At 71.5% G+C, this 20,597-nt stretch carries 17 protein-coding genes and 1 pseudogene; 8 read left to right on the forward strand and 10 right to left on the reverse strand.

Translation table 11 applies throughout. The annotated features are described in order from the left end of the window. Positions 1 to 248: 248 nt before the first annotated feature. The 3 genes from proC to ACXAHD_RS06080 all read right to left on the reverse strand — a co-directional run bounded on the left by proC (position 249) and on the right by ACXAHD_RS06080 (position 2,912). Complete coding sequence (gene proC, locus ACXAHD_RS06070) at positions 249 to 1,067, reverse strand: pyrroline-5-carboxylate reductase (RefSeq protein WP_281550722.1); 819 nt, start codon at positions 1,065 to 1,067, stop codon at positions 249 to 251. Between the two features lie 132 nt (positions 1,068 to 1,199). Further along, a complete protein-coding gene (locus ACXAHD_RS06075) occupies positions 1,200 to 2,228 on the reverse strand; it encodes a 6-phosphofructokinase (protein ID WP_278170326.1) in 1,029 nt (342 codons plus the stop codon). A gap of 177 nt (positions 2,229 to 2,405) precedes the next feature. Further along, positions 2,406 to 2,912, reverse strand: coding sequence for a polyadenylate-specific 3'-exoribonuclease AS (locus ACXAHD_RS06080; protein ID WP_281550724.1), 507 nt, complete (start codon positions 2,910 to 2,912; stop codon positions 2,406 to 2,408). A gap of 358 nt (positions 2,913 to 3,270) precedes the next feature. Between ACXAHD_RS06080 and ACXAHD_RS06085 the strand changes: the two genes are divergently transcribed. After that, the gene (locus tag ACXAHD_RS06085; protein ID WP_281550725.1) at positions 3,271 to 3,963 is read left to right on the forward strand and encodes a Crp/Fnr family transcriptional regulator; all 693 of its coding nucleotides are present in this window, start codon (positions 3,271 to 3,273) and stop codon (positions 3,961 to 3,963) included. An 80-nt stretch (positions 3,964 to 4,043) separates the two neighbouring features. On the opposite strand, the gene ACXAHD_RS06090 is transcribed toward ACXAHD_RS06085, so the two are convergent. Next, positions 4,044 to 4,238 carry a hypothetical protein gene (locus ACXAHD_RS06090; RefSeq protein WP_281550726.1) on the reverse strand — a complete coding sequence of 65 codons (195 nt, stop codon included), beginning with the start codon at positions 4,236 to 4,238 and terminating at the stop codon, positions 4,044 to 4,046. A gap of 218 nt (positions 4,239 to 4,456) precedes the next feature. Here ACXAHD_RS06090 and ACXAHD_RS06095 point away from each other — a divergent pair, with 218 nt between their 5' ends. The 4 genes and pseudogenes from ACXAHD_RS06095 (at position 4,457) to ACXAHD_RS06110 (ending at position 10,851) form a co-directional block, all read left to right on the forward strand. After that, positions 4,457 to 8,038 carry an ATP-binding protein gene (locus ACXAHD_RS06095; protein ID WP_289213254.1) on the forward strand — a complete coding sequence of 1,194 codons (3,582 nt, stop codon included), beginning with the start codon at positions 4,457 to 4,459 and terminating at the stop codon, positions 8,036 to 8,038. A 150-nt stretch (positions 8,039 to 8,188) separates the two neighbouring features. After that, positions 8,189 to 8,461: pseudogene (locus tag ACXAHD_RS06100) on the forward strand (DUF308 domain-containing protein); the annotation flags it as partial. Next, positions 8,441 to 9,271, forward strand: a complete 831-nt coding sequence (locus ACXAHD_RS06105) for a DUF308 domain-containing protein (RefSeq protein ID WP_281555639.1) — start codon at positions 8,441 to 8,443, stop codon at positions 9,269 to 9,271. The pseudogene ACXAHD_RS06100 and the gene ACXAHD_RS06105, both read left to right, overlap by 21 nt. Positions 9,272 to 9,438: 167 nt before the next feature. Beyond that, positions 9,439 to 10,851, forward strand: coding sequence for an alpha,alpha-trehalose-phosphate synthase (UDP-forming) (locus ACXAHD_RS06110; protein WP_289213255.1), 1,413 nt, complete (start codon positions 9,439 to 9,441; stop codon positions 10,849 to 10,851). A 23-nt stretch (positions 10,852 to 10,874) separates the two neighbouring features. On the opposite strand, the gene ACXAHD_RS06115 is transcribed toward ACXAHD_RS06110, so the two are convergent. From ACXAHD_RS06115 to ACXAHD_RS06140, 6 genes are all read right to left on the reverse strand, one after another. Further along, on the reverse strand, positions 10,875 to 11,693 hold the full coding sequence (locus ACXAHD_RS06115; protein WP_281550729.1) for an alpha/beta hydrolase: 819 nt from the start codon (positions 11,691 to 11,693) through the stop codon (positions 10,875 to 10,877). Continuing rightward, positions 11,690 to 13,093, reverse strand: a complete 1,404-nt coding sequence (locus tag ACXAHD_RS06120) for a flavin-containing monooxygenase (RefSeq protein ID WP_281550730.1) — start codon at positions 13,091 to 13,093, stop codon at positions 11,690 to 11,692. Before ACXAHD_RS06120 ends, ACXAHD_RS06115 begins: the two co-directional genes overlap by 4 nt. 37 nt (positions 13,094 to 13,130) lie before the next feature. Then, the gene (locus tag ACXAHD_RS06125) at positions 13,131 to 13,958 is read right to left on the reverse strand and encodes an endonuclease/exonuclease/phosphatase family protein (RefSeq protein WP_289213256.1); all 828 of its coding nucleotides are present in this window, start codon (positions 13,956 to 13,958) and stop codon (positions 13,131 to 13,133) included. A 24-nt stretch (positions 13,959 to 13,982) separates the two neighbouring features. Continuing rightward, the gene (locus ACXAHD_RS06130; protein ID WP_289213257.1) at positions 13,983 to 14,930 is read right to left on the reverse strand and encodes an ROK family glucokinase; all 948 of its coding nucleotides are present in this window, start codon (positions 14,928 to 14,930) and stop codon (positions 13,983 to 13,985) included. Positions 14,931 to 15,035: 105 nt separating this feature from the next. Beyond that, positions 15,036 to 15,743 (reverse strand): hypothetical protein, encoded by a 708-nt coding sequence (locus tag ACXAHD_RS06135; protein WP_289213258.1) that lies wholly within the window; start codon positions 15,741 to 15,743, stop codon positions 15,036 to 15,038. Between the two features lie 14 nt (positions 15,744 to 15,757). Then, positions 15,758 to 16,219 (reverse strand): SRPBCC family protein, encoded by a 462-nt coding sequence (locus ACXAHD_RS06140; RefSeq protein WP_281550734.1) that lies wholly within the window; start codon positions 16,217 to 16,219, stop codon positions 15,758 to 15,760. 171 nt (positions 16,220 to 16,390) lie between these two features. On the opposite strand from ACXAHD_RS06140, the gene ACXAHD_RS06145 reads away from it, so the two are divergent. From ACXAHD_RS06145 to ACXAHD_RS06155, 3 genes are all read left to right on the forward strand, one after another. Continuing rightward, on the forward strand, positions 16,391 to 18,187 hold the full coding sequence (locus ACXAHD_RS06145; protein WP_289213259.1) for an AMP-dependent synthetase/ligase: 1,797 nt from the start codon (positions 16,391 to 16,393) through the stop codon (positions 18,185 to 18,187). Positions 18,188 to 18,258: 71 nt separating this feature from the next. Further along, positions 18,259 to 19,899: a GAF domain-containing sensor histidine kinase gene (locus ACXAHD_RS06150; RefSeq protein ID WP_281555640.1), complete on the forward strand. Its 1,641-nt coding sequence runs from the start codon at positions 18,259 to 18,261 to the stop codon at positions 19,897 to 19,899. Positions 19,900 to 19,906: 7 nt separating this feature from the next. Then, a complete protein-coding gene (locus ACXAHD_RS06155) occupies positions 19,907 to 20,575 on the forward strand; it encodes a response regulator transcription factor (RefSeq protein WP_123602728.1) in 669 nt (222 codons plus the stop codon). The last annotated feature ends 22 nt before the right edge of the window (positions 20,576 to 20,597 follow it).

Consider the following 20,597-nt stretch of genomic DNA (forward strand, 5'->3'; position numbering starts at 1 on the left):
CCGCCGGTCGCCGTGCGCCGGTGGCGGCACTGGGCGCGTCGGCGGAACGCGCCCGGAAGCCGGCCGCAGGGGGGCAGCCAGGGCCGGCTGTCGACGTCGCCGCAGGGGAAGTCACGACACGACGCCGGTGCGGCGGTCGCTCAGCTCCGGCGGGCTTCATTCCCGTCGAGCCACCTACGACCACCTATGTCGCAAACGGTAGCCACACCGACACGTTCAGCGGAAGAGGGTGAGCGTGAATGAATACCTCAGCCGTGCTGCGCGGCCAACTCCCGAGCACGGTCGCGGGCCGCTTCCAGGGCGGCGAGCAGCGCCGCCCGGACCCCGTGGTTCTCCAGCTCGCGGATGGCCGAGATGGTGGTGCCGGCCGGCGAGGTGACGGCCTCGCGCAGCTTGACCGGATGCTCGCCGGAGTCCCGCAGCATCACCGCCGAACCGATCGCCGTCTGCACGATCAGGTCGTGCGCCACCTGGCGGGGCAGCCCGAGCAGAATTCCGGCGTCGATCATCGCCTCGACCAGCAGGTAGAAATAGGCCGGGCCGGAACCGGACAACGCGGTGACCGCGTCCTGCTGGGTCTCCGGCACCCGGATCGTGACACCGAGCGGCTGGAACATCTCCTCGGCGAGGGCCAGATGCGCGGCGGTGGCGTGCCGGCCAGCGGAAATGGCGGTCATCGCCTGGTCCACCAGCGCCGGGGTGTTGGTCATCACCCGTACCACCGGGGTGCCGTCCGGTAGCCGGCGGGCGAAGAACTCGGTCGGCAGGCCCGCGCAGAGCGAAACGACCAGCTTGTCCGCCGGCACCTTGGGGCCGATCTGGTCCAGCAGGGTGGCGGCGTCCTGCGGCTTGACCGCCACGGCCAGCACCTCCGCCTCGGCCACTGCGGTGTGGTTGTCCACCACCGACACGCCGTAGCGCACCGCGACGTCCTCGGCCCGCTCCCGCCGCCGGGTCGTGGCCAGCAGTTGATCGGCCGGCCAGCCGGCCCGCAACAGGCCGGAGAGGACCAGTTCGCCGATCTTGCCGGCACCGATCACGGCCACCTTGTGCGCGCCGGGAGACATCCGTACGTCATCCTCTCTCGAACCGGTCCGAACCGAACCGCGACGAACCAGAACCGGACCGAACCGAACCGCGCCGGACCGGGCGGAGCGGCGCCCTGGCGAGAGCCGCCCATCCCGGCCCGAAATCGGTCGTCAGCTGCCGAAGAAGACCTCGGCCTCGGTGTAGCGCTCCAGTGGCACGGTCTTGAGCTCCCGGGTCGCCTCGGCCAACGGCACCCGGACGATGTCGGTCCCCCGGATACCGACCATCTTGCCCCAGTCTCCGTCGTTGGCGGCGTCGATGGCGTGCAGGCCGAGCCGGGTGGCGAGCACCCGGTCGAAGGCGGTGGGGGTGCCGCCGCGCTGGATGTGCCCCAGCACGACGGTCCGGGCCTCCTTGCCCGTCTTGGCCTCCAGCTGCTCGGCGAGCCACTGGCCGATGCCGCCGAGTCGGACGTGGCCGAAGGAGTCAAGCTCCTTGTTCTGCAGGACCATCTGGCCCTCCATCGGGTGGGCGCCCTCGGCGACCACCACGATCGGGGCGTACTGCTTCTGAAAGCGCTTCTCGACGTAGGTGGCGACCTGCTCGACGTCGAACTCGCGCTCCGGCAGCAGGATCACGTTCGCCCCGCCGGCGAGTCCGGCGTGCAGCGCGATCCAGCCGGCATGCCGACCCATGACCTCGACCACCAGGGTGCGGTGGTGGCTCTCGGCGGTGGTGTGCAGCCGGTCGATGGCCTCCATCGCGATGTTGACCGCGGTGTCGAAGCCGAAGGTGTAGTCGGTGGCGCCGAGGTCGTTGTCGATCGTCTTCGGCACGCCGACCACCTGGACGCCGAGTTCGTGCAGCTTGGTGGCGACGCCGAGGGTGTCCTCGCCGCCGATCGCTACCAGGGCGTCCACGCCCTGGGACGCCAGGTTCTCCTTGATCCGCTCGACCCCGCCGTCGATCTTGAACGGGTTGGTCCGGGACGAACCGAGGATGGTGCCACCCCGGGGCAGGATGCCCCGTACCTCGTCGATACCGAGAGGCCGGCTCAGCCCCTCCAGCGGTCCGCGCCAGCCGTCGCGGAATCCGATGAACTCGTGACCGTAGCTGGCGACGCCCTTACGCACCACCGCCCTGATCACTGCGTTCAGGCCGGGGCAGTCGCCGCCGCCGGTGAGCACGCCGATACGCATGATCCGCTCATCCTCCAGGAAACTGTGCGGTAGACCCACTCGAGCCCCAGGAACGAAGTCCGGTCAGACCGTCGGCATCATTGCCGGCCCGGGGCGGGCCGTCAGTGCGCACTTTATCGGCCCGGCCAGCGACCGGGCGAGCAGACCCCGAGGATCACCGGACCGTCGGTGGCCCGGTCACCGCAGGTACGCCCGGCAGATCACCTGCCAGCGGGCGAGATTGTGGCGTGCGTCGACGAGCGCGTCGTGCCGGTCGGCGGCGGACGCCGGCAGATCCGGCCGACCGACGTCGTCCCACCGCTGCCGCAGGTCCTTGGTGAACCGGGGGATCTCCCGGGGCAGGGCCGGCATGGCCCCCCACAACTGGGCCAGCGCCACATGGTCGTACGCGGCGTACCAGGCCCACAGCTCCAACTCGGTGGCCGAACCGTCGCGCAGCGGCGCGACCAGGAAGGCGTACAGGTCGTCGCGGATCCGTGACCGGGACCGCCAGGCCGGATCGGCCGGTGACGGCAGCTTGTCGAGCACGTGACGACGCACCCACGGCACCGCCCGGGCACCGTCGAACTCGGTAGAGACCGCGTAGAACTCCCGGCCGTGCTCGTCGACGACACCGATCGAAACCAGGTCGACGAGGCGCCCGTCCTCGATGAACTCGCAGTCGTAGAAGTAGCGGTAGATCATTACCGCCATCCTCGCCGATACCGGAAATAGACCCCCATCGGGGTACCGGCCGGAGCGTCGCTGTCGACCAGCTCGCTCCGACCGGTACCGCATCCCCACGGCCGGATCCGCCGGGCCCCCGTGTCGGCCCCCACCCGCCGGTGGATCTGGCCGCTAGCCTGCCGGTTTGTCGGGCACAGGACTGTCACAGAAATGATTGTGGGGGTGTACACCACGCGACACGGCAGCCATGATCTGATGTTGACACCGTTGTCCGAACGGTATCTATTTCATGTTCGCCTGGGTCGGGTGATGCACCCCGGACGGGCACGATGGTGCCCCCGGTGGGATGGTGCCCTTGGTGGGGAGGGGTTGGACCGTGGAGATGCGCCTGCCGGAGCCGGGTGACGCGCTCACCGGCGTGGACATGTTCGCCGGGCTCGAACCGGAGGTCCGGCAACGGGTCATCGCTGCCGCCGTACCCCGCACCTACCGCAGGGGTCAGTTGCTCTTCGTCGAGAACGACCCGGGCGAATCGCTCATCGTGCTCAAGAGGGGTGCCGTCGCGGTCTTCCGCACCGCGCCGACCGGCGAACGTGCAGTGCTGTCCGTCGTCCGCCCACCCGACGTGCTCGGCGAGGTGTCGCTGCTGGACGCGTCGACCCGGTCGGCGTCCGCCGAGGCCATCGAGGACTGCACCGCGCTGGCGTTGTCCCGGGGCGCGTTCATGGATCTGGTGCACTCCAACCCGCGCATCCTCGACGCGGTGATGCGCTCGCTCGGTGGGCTGATCCGCCGGCTCACCGAGCAGAACGCCGATCACGTCTTCCTCGATCTGCCCGGTCGGGTGGCCAAGACGCTGGTCCGGCTGGCCGGGGAGAGCCAGGCACCGATGATCACCATCGAGTTGAACCAGAGCCAACTGGCGGAGATGGCCGGTGGCTCCCGGCAGAGCGTCAACCAGGCGATCGGATCGTTCAGCAACCGAGGTTGGCTGCGTACCGAGGGTCGGCGGATCGTGGTGACCGACGTGGCCGCGCTGCGCCGCCGGGCCGGGATGGCCGACCGCTGAGCCGGAGTGGCCGACCGCTGAGGACGAAACCGGCGGCACGCGCGTGGCGCGCGTACCGCCGGGTCTGACGTCTGCCGCCGTCAGGGCTGGCTGCTGGTCGGGCCGATCCAGTTGGTGCCGACCTTCTCCCCGGTCGGACCGATCCACTCCTCGGCCACGACACCCTCCTCCTGCAACTTCGCCAGCGTGCCGGCGTCGAGATCGATCATCTCCCCCGCGCCGTGGCTGGCCCCGGACGGATCCGTCCAGTCCTGCTCCAACTTGACGTACACCATGTCAGGACTCCCCTGCTCGGTCTGATCTGGCCAGATGAATGTAGCCCGGTACCACCCGTAGATGGACTGTCCATTAGCCAACAGCCCGGTTTTGGACAGTTGACCGCACCGGCGATACTCGGCCTGACGCACCCGCCGTGACCTGTGAGTCCGGCCACCCCGGCAGGTCGGGTCCGGCACCACCACGCCCGGCCAGGCGAAGCCGCTGGCCAGGGCAGGTGGCCAGATGCGACAGTAGGCTCCCGACTCGACGTTCCCGCGAGGAGGCTGGCATCGCTGCCCCGTGCGAAAAGTGTGGCCGGACCGCGGCCGACGACGACCGCTACTGCGGCGGCTGCGGTACGGCGCTCATCCCTGTCTGCGCGCACTGCGAACGCCCGCTGGCGGCCGACGCGAGCTTCTGCACCTCCTGCGGGCAGCCGCAGGGCGGCCGACGGCCGACCGAGCCGAGTCAGGAGGACCGACGTCGGGTCAGCGTCCTGTTCATCGACCTGATCAACTTCACGCCGTACGTGGAACGGGTCGATCCCGAACAGGTCCGGCGGATGCAGACGAACTTCTTCTCCATCGCGCGTCGGGTCGTCGGCCAGTACGGCGGGGTGGTGGAGAAGTACATCGGCGACGCGGTGATGGCGCTGTTCGGTGCGCCGGTGGCCACCGAGAACGACGCCCTGCGCTGCGTCCGGGCCGGGCTCGACCTGCGCCGCGCCCTGACCGAGTTCACCGCTTCCGCCGGCGAGGGACTCCGGTTCCGTATCGGCGTGGCCACCGGCGAGGCGCTGGTCGACACCGGTGCGGCCCGCGACGGTGGCCAGGCGTTCCTGGCCGGCGACGTGGTCAACACCGCATCCCGGATGCAGTCGGTGGCACCGACCGACGGATTGCTGGTGTGTGGCGTCACGCACGGGCTGACCAAGGAGGCCATCCGCTACGATCCGCAACCGGCGGTGACGCTGCGCGGACGGTCGTCACCGACCGAGGTGTGGCTGGCGCTGGCCCCGTTGCGTCCGGTGCCGGCCGACCGGCAGACCGACGCGACCCCGCTGATCGACCGCGAACACGAGTTGGGGTTGCTGGTCAACGCGCTGTACCGGTCGATCCGCGACCAGCGGCCCCAGGTGCTCACGTTGCTCGGCCAGGCCGGCATCGGCAAGAGCCGGCTGGTCCGGGAGCTGCTGCGGCACACCGAACGCCTGGTCGACCAGCCGGTCACCTGGCGGATCGGGCGCTGCCCGCCGTTCGGGGAGAACGTCACGTTCGCCGCGCTCGCCGACATCGTCAAGGCCGAGGCCGGCATCCTCGACACCGACCTGGCCACCGTCGCCGAGCAGAAGCTGGCCGCCGGGGTCCAGGGGCTGGTCGGGCCGGAGGCGGACCGGCTGGTCGACGCGCTGCGCCCACTGGTCGGGCTGCCGCACCGCAACCTGCCGGCCGAGGAGACCGAGTCGGCGTGGCGGCGCTTCCTGCTCGCCCTGGCCGCCCGGCAGCCGACCGTGCTGGTCTTCGAGGACCTGCACTGGGCCGACGAGGCGATGCTGCGCTTCGTCGAGCTGCTCGGCGCCTCCGCCCGGCAGGTGCCGCTGCTGTTGCTGTGCACCGCCCGGCCCGAGCTGACCAGCCGTGAGCCGGCCTGGGCGGGCACCACCCCGGGCGCGCTGACCATCACCCTGCCGCCGCTGCGCGACACCGGAGTGGCCGCGCTGTACGCGCACATGTTCGGCGCGGCGCCGTTCTCGGCCGATCTGCTCGGCCCGTTGATCGAGGTGGCCGACGGCAACCCGCTCTACGCCCACGAGTACGTGCGGATGCTGATGGAGCAGGGGGCGTTGCGGCGCAGCGGCCGTGGTTGGGCGTTGACCCGCAGCGGACGGCTGCCGATCCCGGACAGTGTGCACGGGGTGATCGCCAACCGGATGGATCTGCTGGACGCCACCGACCGGGCGGTGCTGCTCGCCGCCGCCGTGGTCGGGGTGCAGTTCTGGCCCGGCGCGGTCGCCGCCGCCCTCGGCCAGCCGGTGGAGCTGGTCGACCGGGCGCTGCGCCGGTTGGAGCAGCGCGACTTCGTCCACGAACAGCCGGATTCGACGATGGCGCAGCAACCCGAGTTCCGGTTCCGCCACGTGCTGGTCCGCGACGTCTGCTACCAGCGGTTGCCCCGTAACGAACGGGTCGCCCGGCACGCCCGGACCGCCGACTGGTTGGACACCCTCGCCGGCGACCGGGACACCGACCTGGCCGAGGTGCTGGCCCACCACCGGTGGGCGGCGCACGAGATCGCGGACACGCTGGGTCTGGAGACCCACGGGTACGCCGGGGCCGCCCGGGACGCCCTGCACCGTGCGGCCCGCCGGGCGTACGCCCTACACGCGCTGGACGTGGCGAGCGGGCACGTGGAACGCGCGCTGCGCCTGGTGACCGTCGCCGGCACCGACGGGCTGGGTGAGCGGTTGCAGCTCGAACTGCTCGGTGCCGAGCTCGCGTTTCTGCGCGACGGCCCGGGTTTCCTCGCCGACGGGGGCACCGAACGGCTGAGTACGCTCGCCGACCAGCTGGCCGACGTCGACGATCAGGGGTGCGCGGCCCGGGCCTGGACCCTGCTCGGGCGGGCCGCCTGGCTGCGGACCGACCGGGACGAGGCGCTGCGCTGCCTAGACCGGGCGGTGGAGCTGTTCGACGCGCTGCCGGACACCGATCAGAAGGCCGACGCGTACGCCGAGCTGGGCCGGCTGCACATGCTCAACCTGGAACGGGATCCGGCGGTCGCGGCGGCCGGCGCGGCGGCCGAGATCGCCGACCGGCTGGGGCTGACCGAGACGCTGGTCAACGCCCGGATCACCGTTGCCATGGCCCGGTACCAGTCCGGGGACCGGTCCGGGCTCGACGAGCTGCGGGCGGCCACCGCGATGTGTCGCGAGCACCAACTGCTCGCGCTGCCCCGGGCACTGCAGAACCTGTCGTACGCGTTGTGTGAAGAGGGCGACTGGTCCGGCGCCCAGGAGCTGATGTCCGGTGCCGCCTCCGGCTCCGGGCTGAGCACCGGATACTCCGGCGAAGCCATGCGTGCCTACTTCGCCGGGGACTTCGCCGCCTTCCTCGCTGCGGCCGACGCCTTCGTCGCGACGCCCAGTGGCCGGTGGGACATCCAGGTACGGGGCCTACGGGCGTGTCTGCGGGTGCTGCGCGGCGATCCGGTGCCGATGGCCGACCAGAGCGGGGTCGACGACGTCGCCGACGCGGTGCGCGCGGCCCGGGACAGCGGCTTCCGTCGGCCGTACTGGAACAGCCTCGGGTTGGGCGCACTGTGCCGGGCGCTGCAGGGACGGGGTGTGGAGGCTGCAGCGCTGCTCGACGAGCTGGACCGGTCCTGGTCGAAGGTGCCCGCGCTGGCCAGCGGCGAGTGGATCGCGGCCGCCGCGTTCGCCGCCGCGTTCGCCGGGCGTGGCGCGGCGGTGCAGGTCCGGGCGATGCTCGACCGGGTGCAGCATCGCACCCCGTGGGCCGAGGCCGCGCTGCGGACGGTGACCGCGGCGGTGGCGGCGGCCGACGGCGAAAACCGCGCGGCAGGTGAGCTGTATGCTGCCGCGGCGGCCGGTTTCGCCGACATCGACGCGACCACCGACCGGATGATCGCGTTGGCGTTGGCCGTGGCGGCGTGGCGGCGTGGCGGCGACCGCGATGCCGACGCGGCGGCGCTGGCCGAGGTGCGAAGCTTCGCGCTGCGCAACAAGGCACCCGGGTTGCTGCACCTCGGCGATCAGGACGCGGGCGGCTACCGCTGGTCTCCGACCCTGGCGTCGTGACCGCAGGCGGCGAGGTTCACGGGCACGGCACCGCACAACGCACTCCCACAACCACCTACCGGCGTGTCACGATTCAAGGGCACGGCACGCCCCCGGCCGGGGGTCCGCCGGCGGACAGGGCCCGACGGCGGCCGGTGAGGAGTTGATTCGGTGTCTGCGGGTGGCGCGCGTCGAGGGCGGCGGGACAACGGCCTCGACGCATCCGAGTACGCCGTGGCCGGCGACGTCGACCCACGGGTCGGCGAACACCTGCTCGACGTGCTCGCCGCCGGTGGGATCGCGGCCTACCTTCAGCCGTCGTCGGACGTCAATCCGGTCACCCGCACGACCACCGTGCCGGCCCGGCCGGTGGACCGGCTCTTCGTCGACCGGGCGCACCTGGACACCGCCCGGGGCTACCTGGTGCAGTTGGCCGAGGACGGCCCGGTCGCGCCGGGCAGCCGCTCCGGTTCCCCGACGACCGGGTCCGGGCAGACCACGTCGCCGGCGTCGGACCCGGTTGTTCCGGCCGGCGCGGGGCAGCAGGCCGGTCGGGACGCCGATGTCGACGCCGTCTGGGCCGGCATCATCGCCAACTACCACGTTCCGGCTCCAGCGGACCCCACCGCCGCGCCCTGGCCGGCCGCCGAGAATCTGCCGCCGGTCGAGAACCTGCCGGTGGAGGGCCGGTCGACCGGTCGGGATCCGCTCGCCGACGGTCCACGCCGGGACGGGACCGCAGGCGAGGGCGACGGCCGTGAGCCGGCCGGCCGGGACGCCACCGATCGCCGGGGCACGACCGATCGGGCCGGCCTCAACCGGGACAGCGACGGCCGGGACAGCGACGACGGTCGCGGCCGCGCCGAGCCGGAGATCACGGCCACCGGCACGCCGGACCCGTTGCCGTGGGCGGTCGGCTACACCAACATCTCCGTCGGACGGCGAGACGACGAGCCGTCCCTACTGGATGGGCTGGACACCTTCGGTGCCCGGTTACCCGACGAGCCGGAGGAGGGATACACCCCTCCCCTGCCGCCTCCGCTGCCCCGGTTGTCGTCGGCTGCGGTCCTCGGGGTACTGGCGATCATCGCCGGCTTCATCCTCTTCGTCTTCCCGACGGTGCTTCCGGTGGATCGTGGACTGGCCATCCTGCTCGGTTTCGCTGGCGTGGTCGGTGGGTTTGTCACGCTGATCTGGCGGCTGCGGCCGGATCACGACGAGGATGACGATCTGGACGACGGCGCGGTCGTCTGAAACCTGACCAACGGATGGCGAAAATTCGGATTCATTGACGACTGTGGTCACTCTGTAACACTCGCGTAACTTGGTCTCAGTAGGAATAACTCTCGTAGCCGATCCCCCCACGAGTTCGTGATCACTCGCCATGCGCGGCAACCGCCGCAGCGAAACGAGGTCCCCTCATGCGTCAGAGTTCTCTCGTCGTGGTGGCGAACCGACTGCCGGTGGACGACAGCGTCGCGCGCGACGGCGCGTGCGAATGGCGTCGCAGCCCCGGTGGTCTGGTCAGCGCCCTGCACCCGATCCTGCAGCACACCCCGGCCACCTGGGTCGGCTGGGCCGGTGGCGCCGGCCCGGCACCGAGCCTGCCGGACATCGACGGCGTACGGATGCACACCGTCGCTCTGTCCCATGAGGACATCAGAGACCACTACGAGGGGTTCGCCAACGCCACACTCTGGCCGCTGTACCACGACTCCGTCGAGCAGCCCGCATACCACCGTAGGTGGTGGGAGGCGTACCAGCGGGTGAACCAGCGCTTCGCCGAGGCGGCGGCGGCCGCCGCCGAGCCGGGCGCGCTGGTCTGGGTGCAGGACTACCACCTGCAACTGGTACCCGGAATGCTCCGGGCGCTACGGCCCGACCTGCTGATCGGATTCTTTCTGCACGTTCCGTTCCCGCCGCCGGAGCTGTTCATGCAGCTGCCCCGCCGGGCCGAGCTGATGCTCGGCATGCTCGGCGCCGACCTGGTGGGGTTTCAACGCGCCCAGGCCGCGCACAACTTCGCCCAGCTGGCGACGAAGGTGCTCAAGGTGCCGGCCACCGACCGGCGGATCGCCATCGACGGCCGGGTGGTACGCATCGGCGCCTTCCCGGTGTCGATCAACATGTCCGAGATGGAGTCCCTCGCCGGCCGGCCGGACGTGCTGGACCGGGCCCGTCAGCTGCGGTCCGACCTCGGTGACCCGCAGCACGTCATCCTCAGTGTGGACCGGATGGACTACACCAAGGGCATCGAGCAACGGCTCAAGGCGTACAGCGAACTGATCGCCGACGGGCACATCAAGGTCCGCGACACGGTGATGGTCCAGGTCGCGGTGCCCAGTCGGGAACGGGTCGAGCAGTACCGCATCCTGCGCGACCGGGTGGAACGCGAGGTCGGACGGATCAACGGCGAGTTCGGCCGGGTCGGCGAACCGGCGATCCACTACCTCAACCAGTCGTTCAGCCGGGCCGACCTCGCGGCGCTGTACCGGGTCGCCGACATCATGGCGGTCACCCCGCTACGGGACGGGATGAACCTGGTCGCCAAGGAGTACGTGGCAGCCCGGGTCGACAACGACGGTGCGCTGCTGCTCAGCGAGTTCGCTGGTGCCGCCGCTGAGTTCCAGCAGGCGTACCTGGTCAACCCGCACGATCTCGACGGGCTCAAACTGACGCTGATGCACGCGCTGGAGGCGTCACCCACCGACGTGGCGGACCGGATGCGTTCCATGCGCGAGCACCTGCGCACCCACGACATCCGGGCCTGGGTGCACGGCTACCTCACCGCGCTGGACCGCACCGGTTCCCTCGCCGCCCGGCTCACCGCCTGATCCTACCGGTCTACCGTCGCCGGTCAGCCGGCTCCCTTGTCCAGCCAGTCGAGGATCGCGTCGACCGGTTCCGTCCACCGCGCGTCGAGCATCAGATCGTGGCCCATCCCGGGGAACAGCAACGGAGCACCCCCGTACCGCCGGGCCGCGCGGTCCAATACTGACACCGGCACCACCCGGTCGTCCGGGCTACCGAGAACGAGCACCGGCGGGTCGCCGACCGGCGGCTCGACCCGCTGGCGGGCCAGCAGCTGCCACTGGGCCCGGGCCGACGCGCGCCCCAGACGGTTTACGTAGGACAGCGCGACGGCCTCCGGAAGCTCCCGGCTGAACAGCTGACCGGCGCGCAGCCGCACCGCCCCGCCGAAGACGGCCGGCAGGGTGCCGAACGGGTTGCGACGCAGCGCGGCGCCGAGCAGCGGCCAGCCACCGAGTACGGGAGCGGCCAGCACCGCGGCCCGCGCCGGGTAGCGGGCCAACGCGTGACCGACCACCAACGCCCCAGCGCCGTGCCCGATCAGCACCGCCTGCCGGGGCAGGCCGGCCGCAGCCTGCACCACGTCGTGCACGTACGCCCGCAGGTCGGCCTGCGGCGCCGCCCCGCTGTCCCCGTGCCCGCGCAGACTGACCGCGTACGCCGGGAATCCGCGCTCGGCGGCCCGCTCCAACCAATGCTCGGCGAAAACCCACGCACCGTGCCCGAAACCGGGCACGAACAGCAGCGGCGGCCGGCCCTCGTCGCGCGACACGTCGGCGTGCAGCACCTCGCGACGCACCGCCGGGACCGGTCTGGCCCACTCCCGGGTACGGACGATGCGGGGGGCCGCAAGGGTACGACTCATCGGGCCGCCACCTCCAGACTGTCCAAGGTCTCCTGCAGCGCGCGCAGGTAGGTGTCGTGACTGACCTCGAACCAGCGCCGGGCCGGGTCGGCCACCTTGGCGTCGTGCCAGGGCCGTCCCGCGCCGGCCTCGATCCGGCCGGCCAGGGCAGCGGTGACCGCCGGATCCGCCGACCGGGCGCGCAGCCACCGGGCGACCACCACGCTCTGCCAGTGGACCACCGGGAAGACCCCGAACTCCGCCTGCACCAGCCCGACCACCGACAGCGTCGGGTGTCCCGGGGCGAAGGCGTGCAGGTGCAGGCGGGGCCGACCGTCCGCGTCGACGCCGAGCACCCGCGGATCGAGAAAGTCGAACTGGGGCTGGTAACCGGTGGCGAGCACGACGAGGTCGGGATCCACTTCGGTGCCGTCGGTGAGCTCTACGGTATGCCGGCGGAACCTGGCCACGTCGGGCACCGGGCGGACCGTACCGTGCCCGATGTGCAGGACGAGTTGGCTGTTGACCACCGGATGGGCGTCGAACACCCGGTGCTCCGGAGCCGGTAGCCCGAACCGGGTCTGGTCGCCGACGACCAACCGGAGCAGCCGGTGGAGAACTCCCTGGCGCAGCCAGCGTGGCAGACGCCGGGCGAGCAGCCCCGCGTTGACCTGGTCACTCGGCCGGCCGAACAGGTACTTCGGGGTGTACCAGTAGCCGCGACGGGTGGAGTGCCAGCAGCGGGCCGCCTGTTGCCCGGCCTCGACGGCGATGTCGCAGCCGGTGTTGCCGCCGCCCACCACCAGTACCCGCCGGCCGCGCAGCTGAGTGGCGTCGTGGTAGGCCGACGCGTGGATCACCTGCCCGGTGAAACCGGACAATCCTTCGTAGTCGGGAAGCCGGGGTGCCCAGTTGTGTCCGTTGGCGACGACCACGGCGGCGTAGCGCTGGGTGCGTTGGGCACCGTTGCCGCCGGCGCTGCGGGTCGTCACGTCCCACCGGTCCCCCGGCGCCGGTTCGACCCGTACCACCTCGGTGCCGAACCAGATGTGCCGGCGCAGATCGAAGTGGTCGGCGTAGCGTTCCAGATAGGCCAGCAGCTGGCTGTGGTGCGGGTAGTCGGGCCAGCTGTCCGGCAGCGGGAAGTCGGGGTACTGGCTGAACGGCTTCGACGAGATCAGGTGGGTGCTGGCGTAGACCGGACTGCGGTCGTGGCGCCAGTTCCAGGCACCGCCAACGCCCGTCTCCCGTTCGTAACAGTCGACCCCGAACCCCTGTTCGCGCAGGTTCTTGACCGCGCACAACCCGCTCGCCCCGGCACCGATGACGCAGACGTTCTCACCCTGTTCGGAGATCGGGCGGTCGTCCCGCCACCGGTCGGTGCCGGTGATGGGGCTGTCGTAGTCAGCGGAAGTAGACACCGGCAATCTCCTTCGTACGGCTGCGAAATCGTGCCGGCTAGCCGCCCCGCTTGTCCAGTCCCGGTGCCGGATCGGTGAGCACCAGATCGGCAACGACCGGAAGATGGTCACTTGCCCGCCGCGCCGCCGGGGTGTCCACCACCCGGCAGCCGGCCACCTCGATGCGGGGATCGACGAAGATCGCGTCGATCCGTCGGCGGGGGTCGCGGCCCGGGAACGTGCCGGCCCGGTCCGCCCCGACGGCGGCAGCGGCGTCGGTGAACCCGGCGGCGGCCAACTGCCACGCCGCACCGGTGTCGCCCGGCGGACGGGCGTCGGTGCCGGGCGCAGGCCGGGCGTCGGTGCCGGGCGACGGAGGGTCGTCGGGGTTCGCCGGCTGATCGTTGACGTCCAGGCCGAGAATCACCGATCCGTCGACGTCGGCGCAGGCCTGACGTAGCAGCCGGGCCTGCGCCGGCCGCTCCGTCGGATCAGTGGACAGATGCGATCCGGCCACCACGAAGCGGGCCGGGCCGACCGCGCAGCGGGCGAACACCGCGCCGCGCAGGTGCCGACCGGGCGTCAGCGGGAACCGGACCGACCAGGTACCCGTCACCCGTACCCGCAGCGTGGTCAGCACCAGATTGCCCAACGGCGGTGGCCCACCGGCTCCGACGACCATGTCGAACGCGTTCGCCAGCGCGGCGGACCTGGTACGCCACCGCCACCGGCGCGGTGCCTCCTGCAGAATCGCCACGTCCGGTGCGACCTGGCGGACGACCTCGGCCAGCGCGGCCCGGTCGTCACGCTGGCCGTGGATGTTGTACGTGAGCACCCGCAACCGCACACCGGCCCGCTGTGGCGCGGTCGTCTGGTCAGCCGTCACAGTCCCCTCCTCGGCCCGATGGGCTCAGATCCGGCGGGCGAGGTCGGCCGCACCGACCACACCGGCAGCGTTGCCCAGCTCGGCCGGCCGCACCTCGGCCACCGGAATGCGGACCCGTTGGGCCAGCGCGTCGGTGTACGCCCGTTGAGCGGGGCCGAGCAACAGGTCACCCGCGTCGACGACGCCGCCGCCGATCACCATCACCTCGGGATCGAGGATCTGCGCCAGGTCGGCCAGGCCGATGCCGAGCCAGCGCCCGATCTGCGCGAACGCCTCGCAGGAGACCGGGTCACCGGAGCGGGCCGCGGTGGTGACCATCGGTCCGGTCACCGCCTCGGCGTCGCCACCGGCCAGGGCCAGCAGTTTGATTGCCCGGTCCGGTTCCTGCCGGGCACCGGCGCGGGCGAACCGGACCAGTGCGTTGCCGCTGGCGTACTGCTCGATGCAGCCCTGCCGGCCGCAGCCGCACTGGTGTCCGTCCGGAACCGCAAGCATGTGGCCGAGTTCTGCGGCGATGCCGTGCGCGCCGCGGACGAGTTCGCCGCCGTACACGATGCCGCCGCCGATGCCGGTGCCCACGGTGAACATGACCATCGAGTCGGCGGCGTCCCGGCCGGCGCCGTGCCGGAACTCTGCCCAGGCCGCGACGTTGGCGTCGTTCTCAACGATCACCGGCAGGTCGACCGCCGCGCTCACGTAGTCCCGCAGCGGCTCGTCCCGCCAGGCGAGGTTCGGGGCGAACAGCACAGTTGAGCGACGCTCGTCGATCCAACCGGCGGCCCCGATGCCGACCGCGCCGACCGAGTGGTTCGCCGCCAGCTCGAGCACCACCTCGACGATCACGTCCCGGGTCTTGGCCACGTCGTCGGCCGGCGTCTCGTGCCGGGTCCGGGCCAGGACCTTTCCGTCCGGATCGACGACCCCGCCGGCGACCTTGGTGCCACCGATGTCGACTCCGATGGTCAGCGTCACCGCTGCCGCTCCCCTCTGCTGTGCTCTTCGCGCGCCGGTGTCCGCACCGGGTCCCCTCCGGCGACGGTCCACCGCTGGACGGTGGTCCGGCCGGACGGTGCCGGATCAGGCCAGATCAGGTCCCGGCCGGCCGTGGTCCGGCCGGGTGGCACCCGACCGGTCCGGCTCCGCCCTGTCGGCATCCGCGCCGGGTGTCACCGGGGCGGTCACCGCCGGACCACCGGGGCGGCCCCGGGCTGGTGGTTTGCCTGTCCCGGCGACGTCGACGGGGGCGTTCGTCGCGGCCGACCAGACGTCCCGATCACCCGCTGAGTCCGAATCATCCATGGTCCAGGTGGCCTGGCGCCAGACCTCGTCGTCCGAGGTCATCCGGCCGGTCGGCGGATCGTGCCGGTCCGGCGGCGGGCCGGCGGGATCCGCAGCCGGCGAACCAGCCGCAGGCTCCGGCTGCGCTGCGGGGTCAGCCGTACGGTCCGGGGCCGCCGCGGGGTCAGCCGTACGGTCCGGGGCCAGGGCACGCAACAGGCTGGCGACTCCGGCGGCGAAGTCCCCGGCACCGGCGGCCAGCCGGTCGGCCAGCTCCGGACTGGGATCACGCAATACCGTGATGGCCCGGCAGACCGGGCAGACGCAGCAGGCCGGGTCGCCGGTGGCGACCGGACCGGTGCCGCCCAGCAGGTCACGCAGCAGGCCGAGGCCACTTGCGGCACCAGCGCCGAGCCGCTGGCCGCGCGCCGCCAGCTGCGCCATCGCCAACGCGGTCGCCACCAACCGTTCCGCCTCCGCCCGCGCCGAGCGAGGATCCGTTCCCACCGTCGGCCCGCCCCCTAGCCTGTCTCCGTCGTACCGAGCTGTTCCACTCGGTGCTTGAGCTGTGTCAGGGCAGCATCCATGATCATTTTTTCGGCTTTGCGGCGGAACATCCCGAGCATCCCGACGGAGAGCTCCACCTCCAGCGTGTAGGTCACCGTGGTGGACCCGTCCCCGTTGTCCTCGATGTCGTACGCACCGTCCTGCCGACGCTGCATCCGGGACGGCTCAGCCAGCCGCCACTCGATTCGGGACAGGTCCTCGGAGTACTCGTAGATCAACGTGTACTCGTCGGCGAGCACTCCGGCATCCAGCACGAAGCGGACCTCACGCGCGTATCCGTCCTCGTACTCCTGGCGCACCTCGACCCGGTCCAGCGCCTCGGTCCACTCGGGGTAGCGCACGAAGTCGCAGATCACCGCCGTCACCCGGGACGCGGGTGCGGCGACGACGATCGACTTGGTGGAGGACTCCGCCATGTGGGGCAGGCTACCCGGTGCCGGGCAAGATCAAGCCAGTGGCCGACAACCATCCGGCCGCCCCCGGCAGCGGGCTGACCGCGCAGGTCATCGGCCGCCCGGTAGGTTGCGGGTAGCCGGACGTGCACCGCCGGTCCGGTCCGCCTCAGCCCGCGAGCGCAAGGAGTGCAGGTGCGCGAGTTCTCCGTACCACCGGTCGTCACGGTCGGTGATGCCGCCAACCTGACCGATCCGGTCTGGGACAACGCCGAGTCAGCACCCGACGCGGTGCAGTTCACCAGGCCCGGCCCCCACGGGCAGCAGGAAGTGACCTGCCGGGAGTTCCGCGACGAGGTGGTGGCGGTCGCCTGCGGCCTGATCGGCGCGGGCATCACCGCCGGCGACCGGGTCGGTCTGATGAGCCGGACGCGGTACGAGTGGACGCTGCTCGACTACGCGATCTGGTCGATCGGCGCGGTGACCGTGCCGGTGTACGAGACGTCCAGCGCCGAGCAGGTCGCCTGGATCCTGGCCGACTCCAGCGCGGTCGCCTGCGTGCTGGAGACCAACGGACACGCGATCACCCTGGCCTCGGTCCGCGACCGGCTGCCCGCGCTACGCGAGGTGTGGCAGCTGGAAACCGGTGGTCTCGACGAGATCCTGGCCCGGGGCGGGACCGTCGACGCCGCTCAGGTGCAGCACCGCCGCCAGCAGCTGACCTCGAACGACATCGCCACGATCATCTACACCAGTGGAACCACCGGACGGCCGAAGGGCTGTGTGCTCAGCCACCGGAACATGTACGCCGACATCGCCAACGCGGTGCCCGGCCTGCCGAACCTGTTCCACGAGGGTGCCGCCACCCTGCTGTTCCTGCCGCTGGCGCACTCATTCGCCCGGCTGATCCAGATCGGCGCGGTGCACGCCCGGGCCACCATGACTCACGCCGCCGACCCGAAGAACCTGGTCGACGACCTGGCCAGCGTCCGCCCGACGTTCGTGTTGTCCGTACCCCGGGTCTTCGAGAAGGTCTACAACGCGGCCCGGCAGCGCGCATACGACGGCGGCAAGGGCGCCATCTTCGACCGGGCCGACCAGGTGGCCGTCGCCTACAGCGAGGCGCTGGACACCCCTGGTGGGCCGGGGCTCGGGCTGCGCGCCCGGCACGCGGTGTTCGACCGGCTGGTCTACCGGAAGCTGCGGGCCGCGCTCGGCGGCCGGTGCCGCACCGCGATCTCCGGTGGTGCCCCACTGGGTGCCCGGTTGGCGCACTTCTTCCGCGGCATCGGGGTGACTGTCTACGAGGGGTACGGGCTGACCGAGACCTCCCCGGCGGTGTCGGTCAACCTGCAGCACGCGATCCGGATCGGCACCGTCGGCCGGCCGCTGCCCGGCGTCAGCGTCCGGATCGCCGACGACGGCGAGGTGCTGGTCAGCGGCGATCTGGTGTTCCAGGGGTACTGGAACAACCGACAGCAGACCGACGAGGTGCTGACCGACGACGGCTGGTTCCGCAGCGGGGACCTCGGCCGGCTCGACGACGACGGCTTCCTGACCATCACCGGTCGCAAGAAGGAGCTGATCGTCACCGCCGGCGGCAAGAACGTCACGCCGGCCGTGCTGGAGGACCAGTTGCGAGCCCACCCGCTGGTCAGCCAGTGCGTGGTCGTCGGCGACCGCCGGCCGTTCATCGCCGCGCTGCTCACCGTCGACGAGGACGCCTGGCCGGCCTGGCTGGAACGCAACGGTCACCCGCCTGGCCGCACCGTCGCCGAGCTACGCGACGATCCGGCGTTGCTGGCTGAACTCCAGCAGGCCGTGGACGAGGCGAACCGCGCCGTCTCGGCCGCTGAGTCGATCCGGCGGTTCCGGGTACTGGCCCGGGACTTCACCGAGGCGAGCGGCGAGTTGACCCCGTCGCTGAAGGTGAAACGGGCGATGGTGCACGCCAACCACGAAGCCGAGATCGCCGAAATCTACGGGAGCTGACTACCATCCGTCACGTGTCCGCACCGACGTCCGACGCGCCCCGTCCGCATCCACTCGCCGCGGTGGCGCGCCTGGTCATGCTCGCGCTCGTCGCGGTGCTGACCCTGATCACCACCCGGGATCTCGGCGAACTGCGCTGGGTGGCGCTGCTGGCGGTCGCCGGCGCTCCGGCGGTGCTCGTCCCCCGCCACCCGGTCATCAGCATGCTCGGCCGCCTCGCCGAGGTCGTCATCGTCGGCCTGGCCACGAGTGAGGTGGCCGCCGCCGCCAACCTGCGCGGCTCCATCGGCGCCGGGCTGGGCGCCTCGGCGATGCTGCCGTACCTGTCGGTGCCGTTGACGGTGGCGGTGCTGCAACGGCGGACCCGCGAGGCGACCGCGCTGCTCGGCGTCACCGCGCTCACCCTGGCCCTCAGCGGGTTGTTCACCACGATCGACGGCCGACCGCAGCTGGCCCAGCTCGGCTTCGTCGCGGTCTGCACCCAGTGGCTGATCCTGGCCAGCCTGGGCATCCTGGCCGCCGGCACGCTGCAGCAGGTGATGCAGGCCCGTGGGGAGAGCAAGCCCGCCCCGTACGCGGAGGCGACCCGGCTGCTCACCCAGCTGCGCAGCGTCGCGCGGCAGCTGCCCGGTGCCACGCTCGACCCGGGCAGCATCTCGGAGCATCTGATCGAGGAGCTGCGCGCGGTGGCGCCGACCGGTCGCACCGCGGTGCTCTCCGGCAGCGGTGGGGGGCGGCTGGTGGTGCTCGCCCAGGCCGGCCTGGACCGGGTCGACTGGGAGACGACCCTGGACGCGGATTCGGCCATTGCCGACGCCTGGGCCAGCCAACTGCCCCAGACCGCGGCCCGGTCCCAGGCCCGATCGCACCCCGGCGGTGACGTGTCGGCGCTGGTGGTGCCGCTGGTCGCCGGGGTGCGCACGGTCGGTCTGGTGATTCTGGAGACGGACAGCGCCAACGCCTACCCACCGCCGGTGGTTGCCCGGATCACCGCGTTGACCCGCCCGGCAGCGCTGCGGCTGGAGGCCGCGCTGCTGTTCGACGAGGTTCGGTCGCTGGCCACCAACGAGGAACGGCAACGGCTGGCCCGGGAGATCCACGACGGGGTGGCCCAGGAGTTGGTGATGGTCGGGTACGGCATCGACAACGCCCTGGCCACCCTGCCGGAGGGCAGTGACGAGACCGCCGAGGACCTGCGGACACTGCGCGGCGAGGTCACCCGGGTGATCACCGAGCTGCGGCTGAGCCTGTTCGAGCTGCGCAGTGAGGTGGACCGGCACGGCGGGCTGGCGGCCGCGATCGCCGAGTACGCCCGTACCGTCGGATCGTCCGGCCGGTTGCGGGTGCACCTGTCGCTGGACGAGTCCGGGGCCCGGCTGCCGGCTGCCACCGAGGCGGAACTACTGCGCATCGCCCAGGAGGCGATTACCAATGCGCGCAAGCATGCCGGCGCCGCGAATCTGTGGGTCACGTGCGACATTGACCCGCCGTACACGCAAATAGAAGTGTCGGATGACGGTCAGGGGATCGCCGACCAGCGTCCGGATGGGCGGTACGGTCTTGCGATCATGGCAGAGAGAGCGGAACGTATCCGGGGCCGGTTGGAGATCAGGCCACGACACCCGAGCGGAACGACCGTGGCAGTGGTGCTCGGAACCTCGCCCCGGCGCGATAGCGTGCGCGATAGCGTGACAGCACCAGAAGGGGAGTAGCCACAGCATGACCACCAGCCCCACACCGACCACCCGGACCAAGGTCCTGCTTGTCGATGATCACGACCTCATCCGGAAGGGCCTGCGGCACGCTTTCGAGCGCGACCGCCAGTTCGAGGTCGTCGGTGAGGCCGCGACGGCGGCCGAGGGTGTACGCCAGGCGGGCGCCCTGCAACCAGATGTTGTGATCATGGACCTGCGGCTGCCGGACGGCAGCGGCCTTGAAGCGACCCGGGCGCTGCGAAAGTCCAGCTCCACGATGGGCATCGTGGTGTTGACCATGTACGCTGGCGACGACCAGCTGTTCGGCGCCCTCGAGGCCGGGGCCAGCGCGTTCGTGCCGAAGACCGCACCGGCGGACGAGGTGGTCGCGGCGGCCCGGCACGCGGCCTCGTCGCCGAGCGCGTTCACCGCAGCTGACCTGGCCGAGGCGATGAAACGCCGGCTCGCGCCGTCCGGGCCGCAACTGTCCCCCCGGGAGGGCCAGGTGCTGCGCCTGCTCGCCGATGGGATGAGCGTGGCCGGGATCGCCAAGCAGTTGTTCGTCAGCGAGTCGACGGCGAAGACGCATATTTCCAAGTTGTACGAGAAGCTCGGCGCGGCGAACCGGGCCCAGGCGCTGATGACGGCGCTGCGGCTCGGTCTGTTGGAGGCGCCGGACGCTCCGAAGTTCTGACCTGGTCACGTGGTGCCGGCGG

The organism is Micromonospora sp. ABR4_055, from assembly GCF_056160425.1.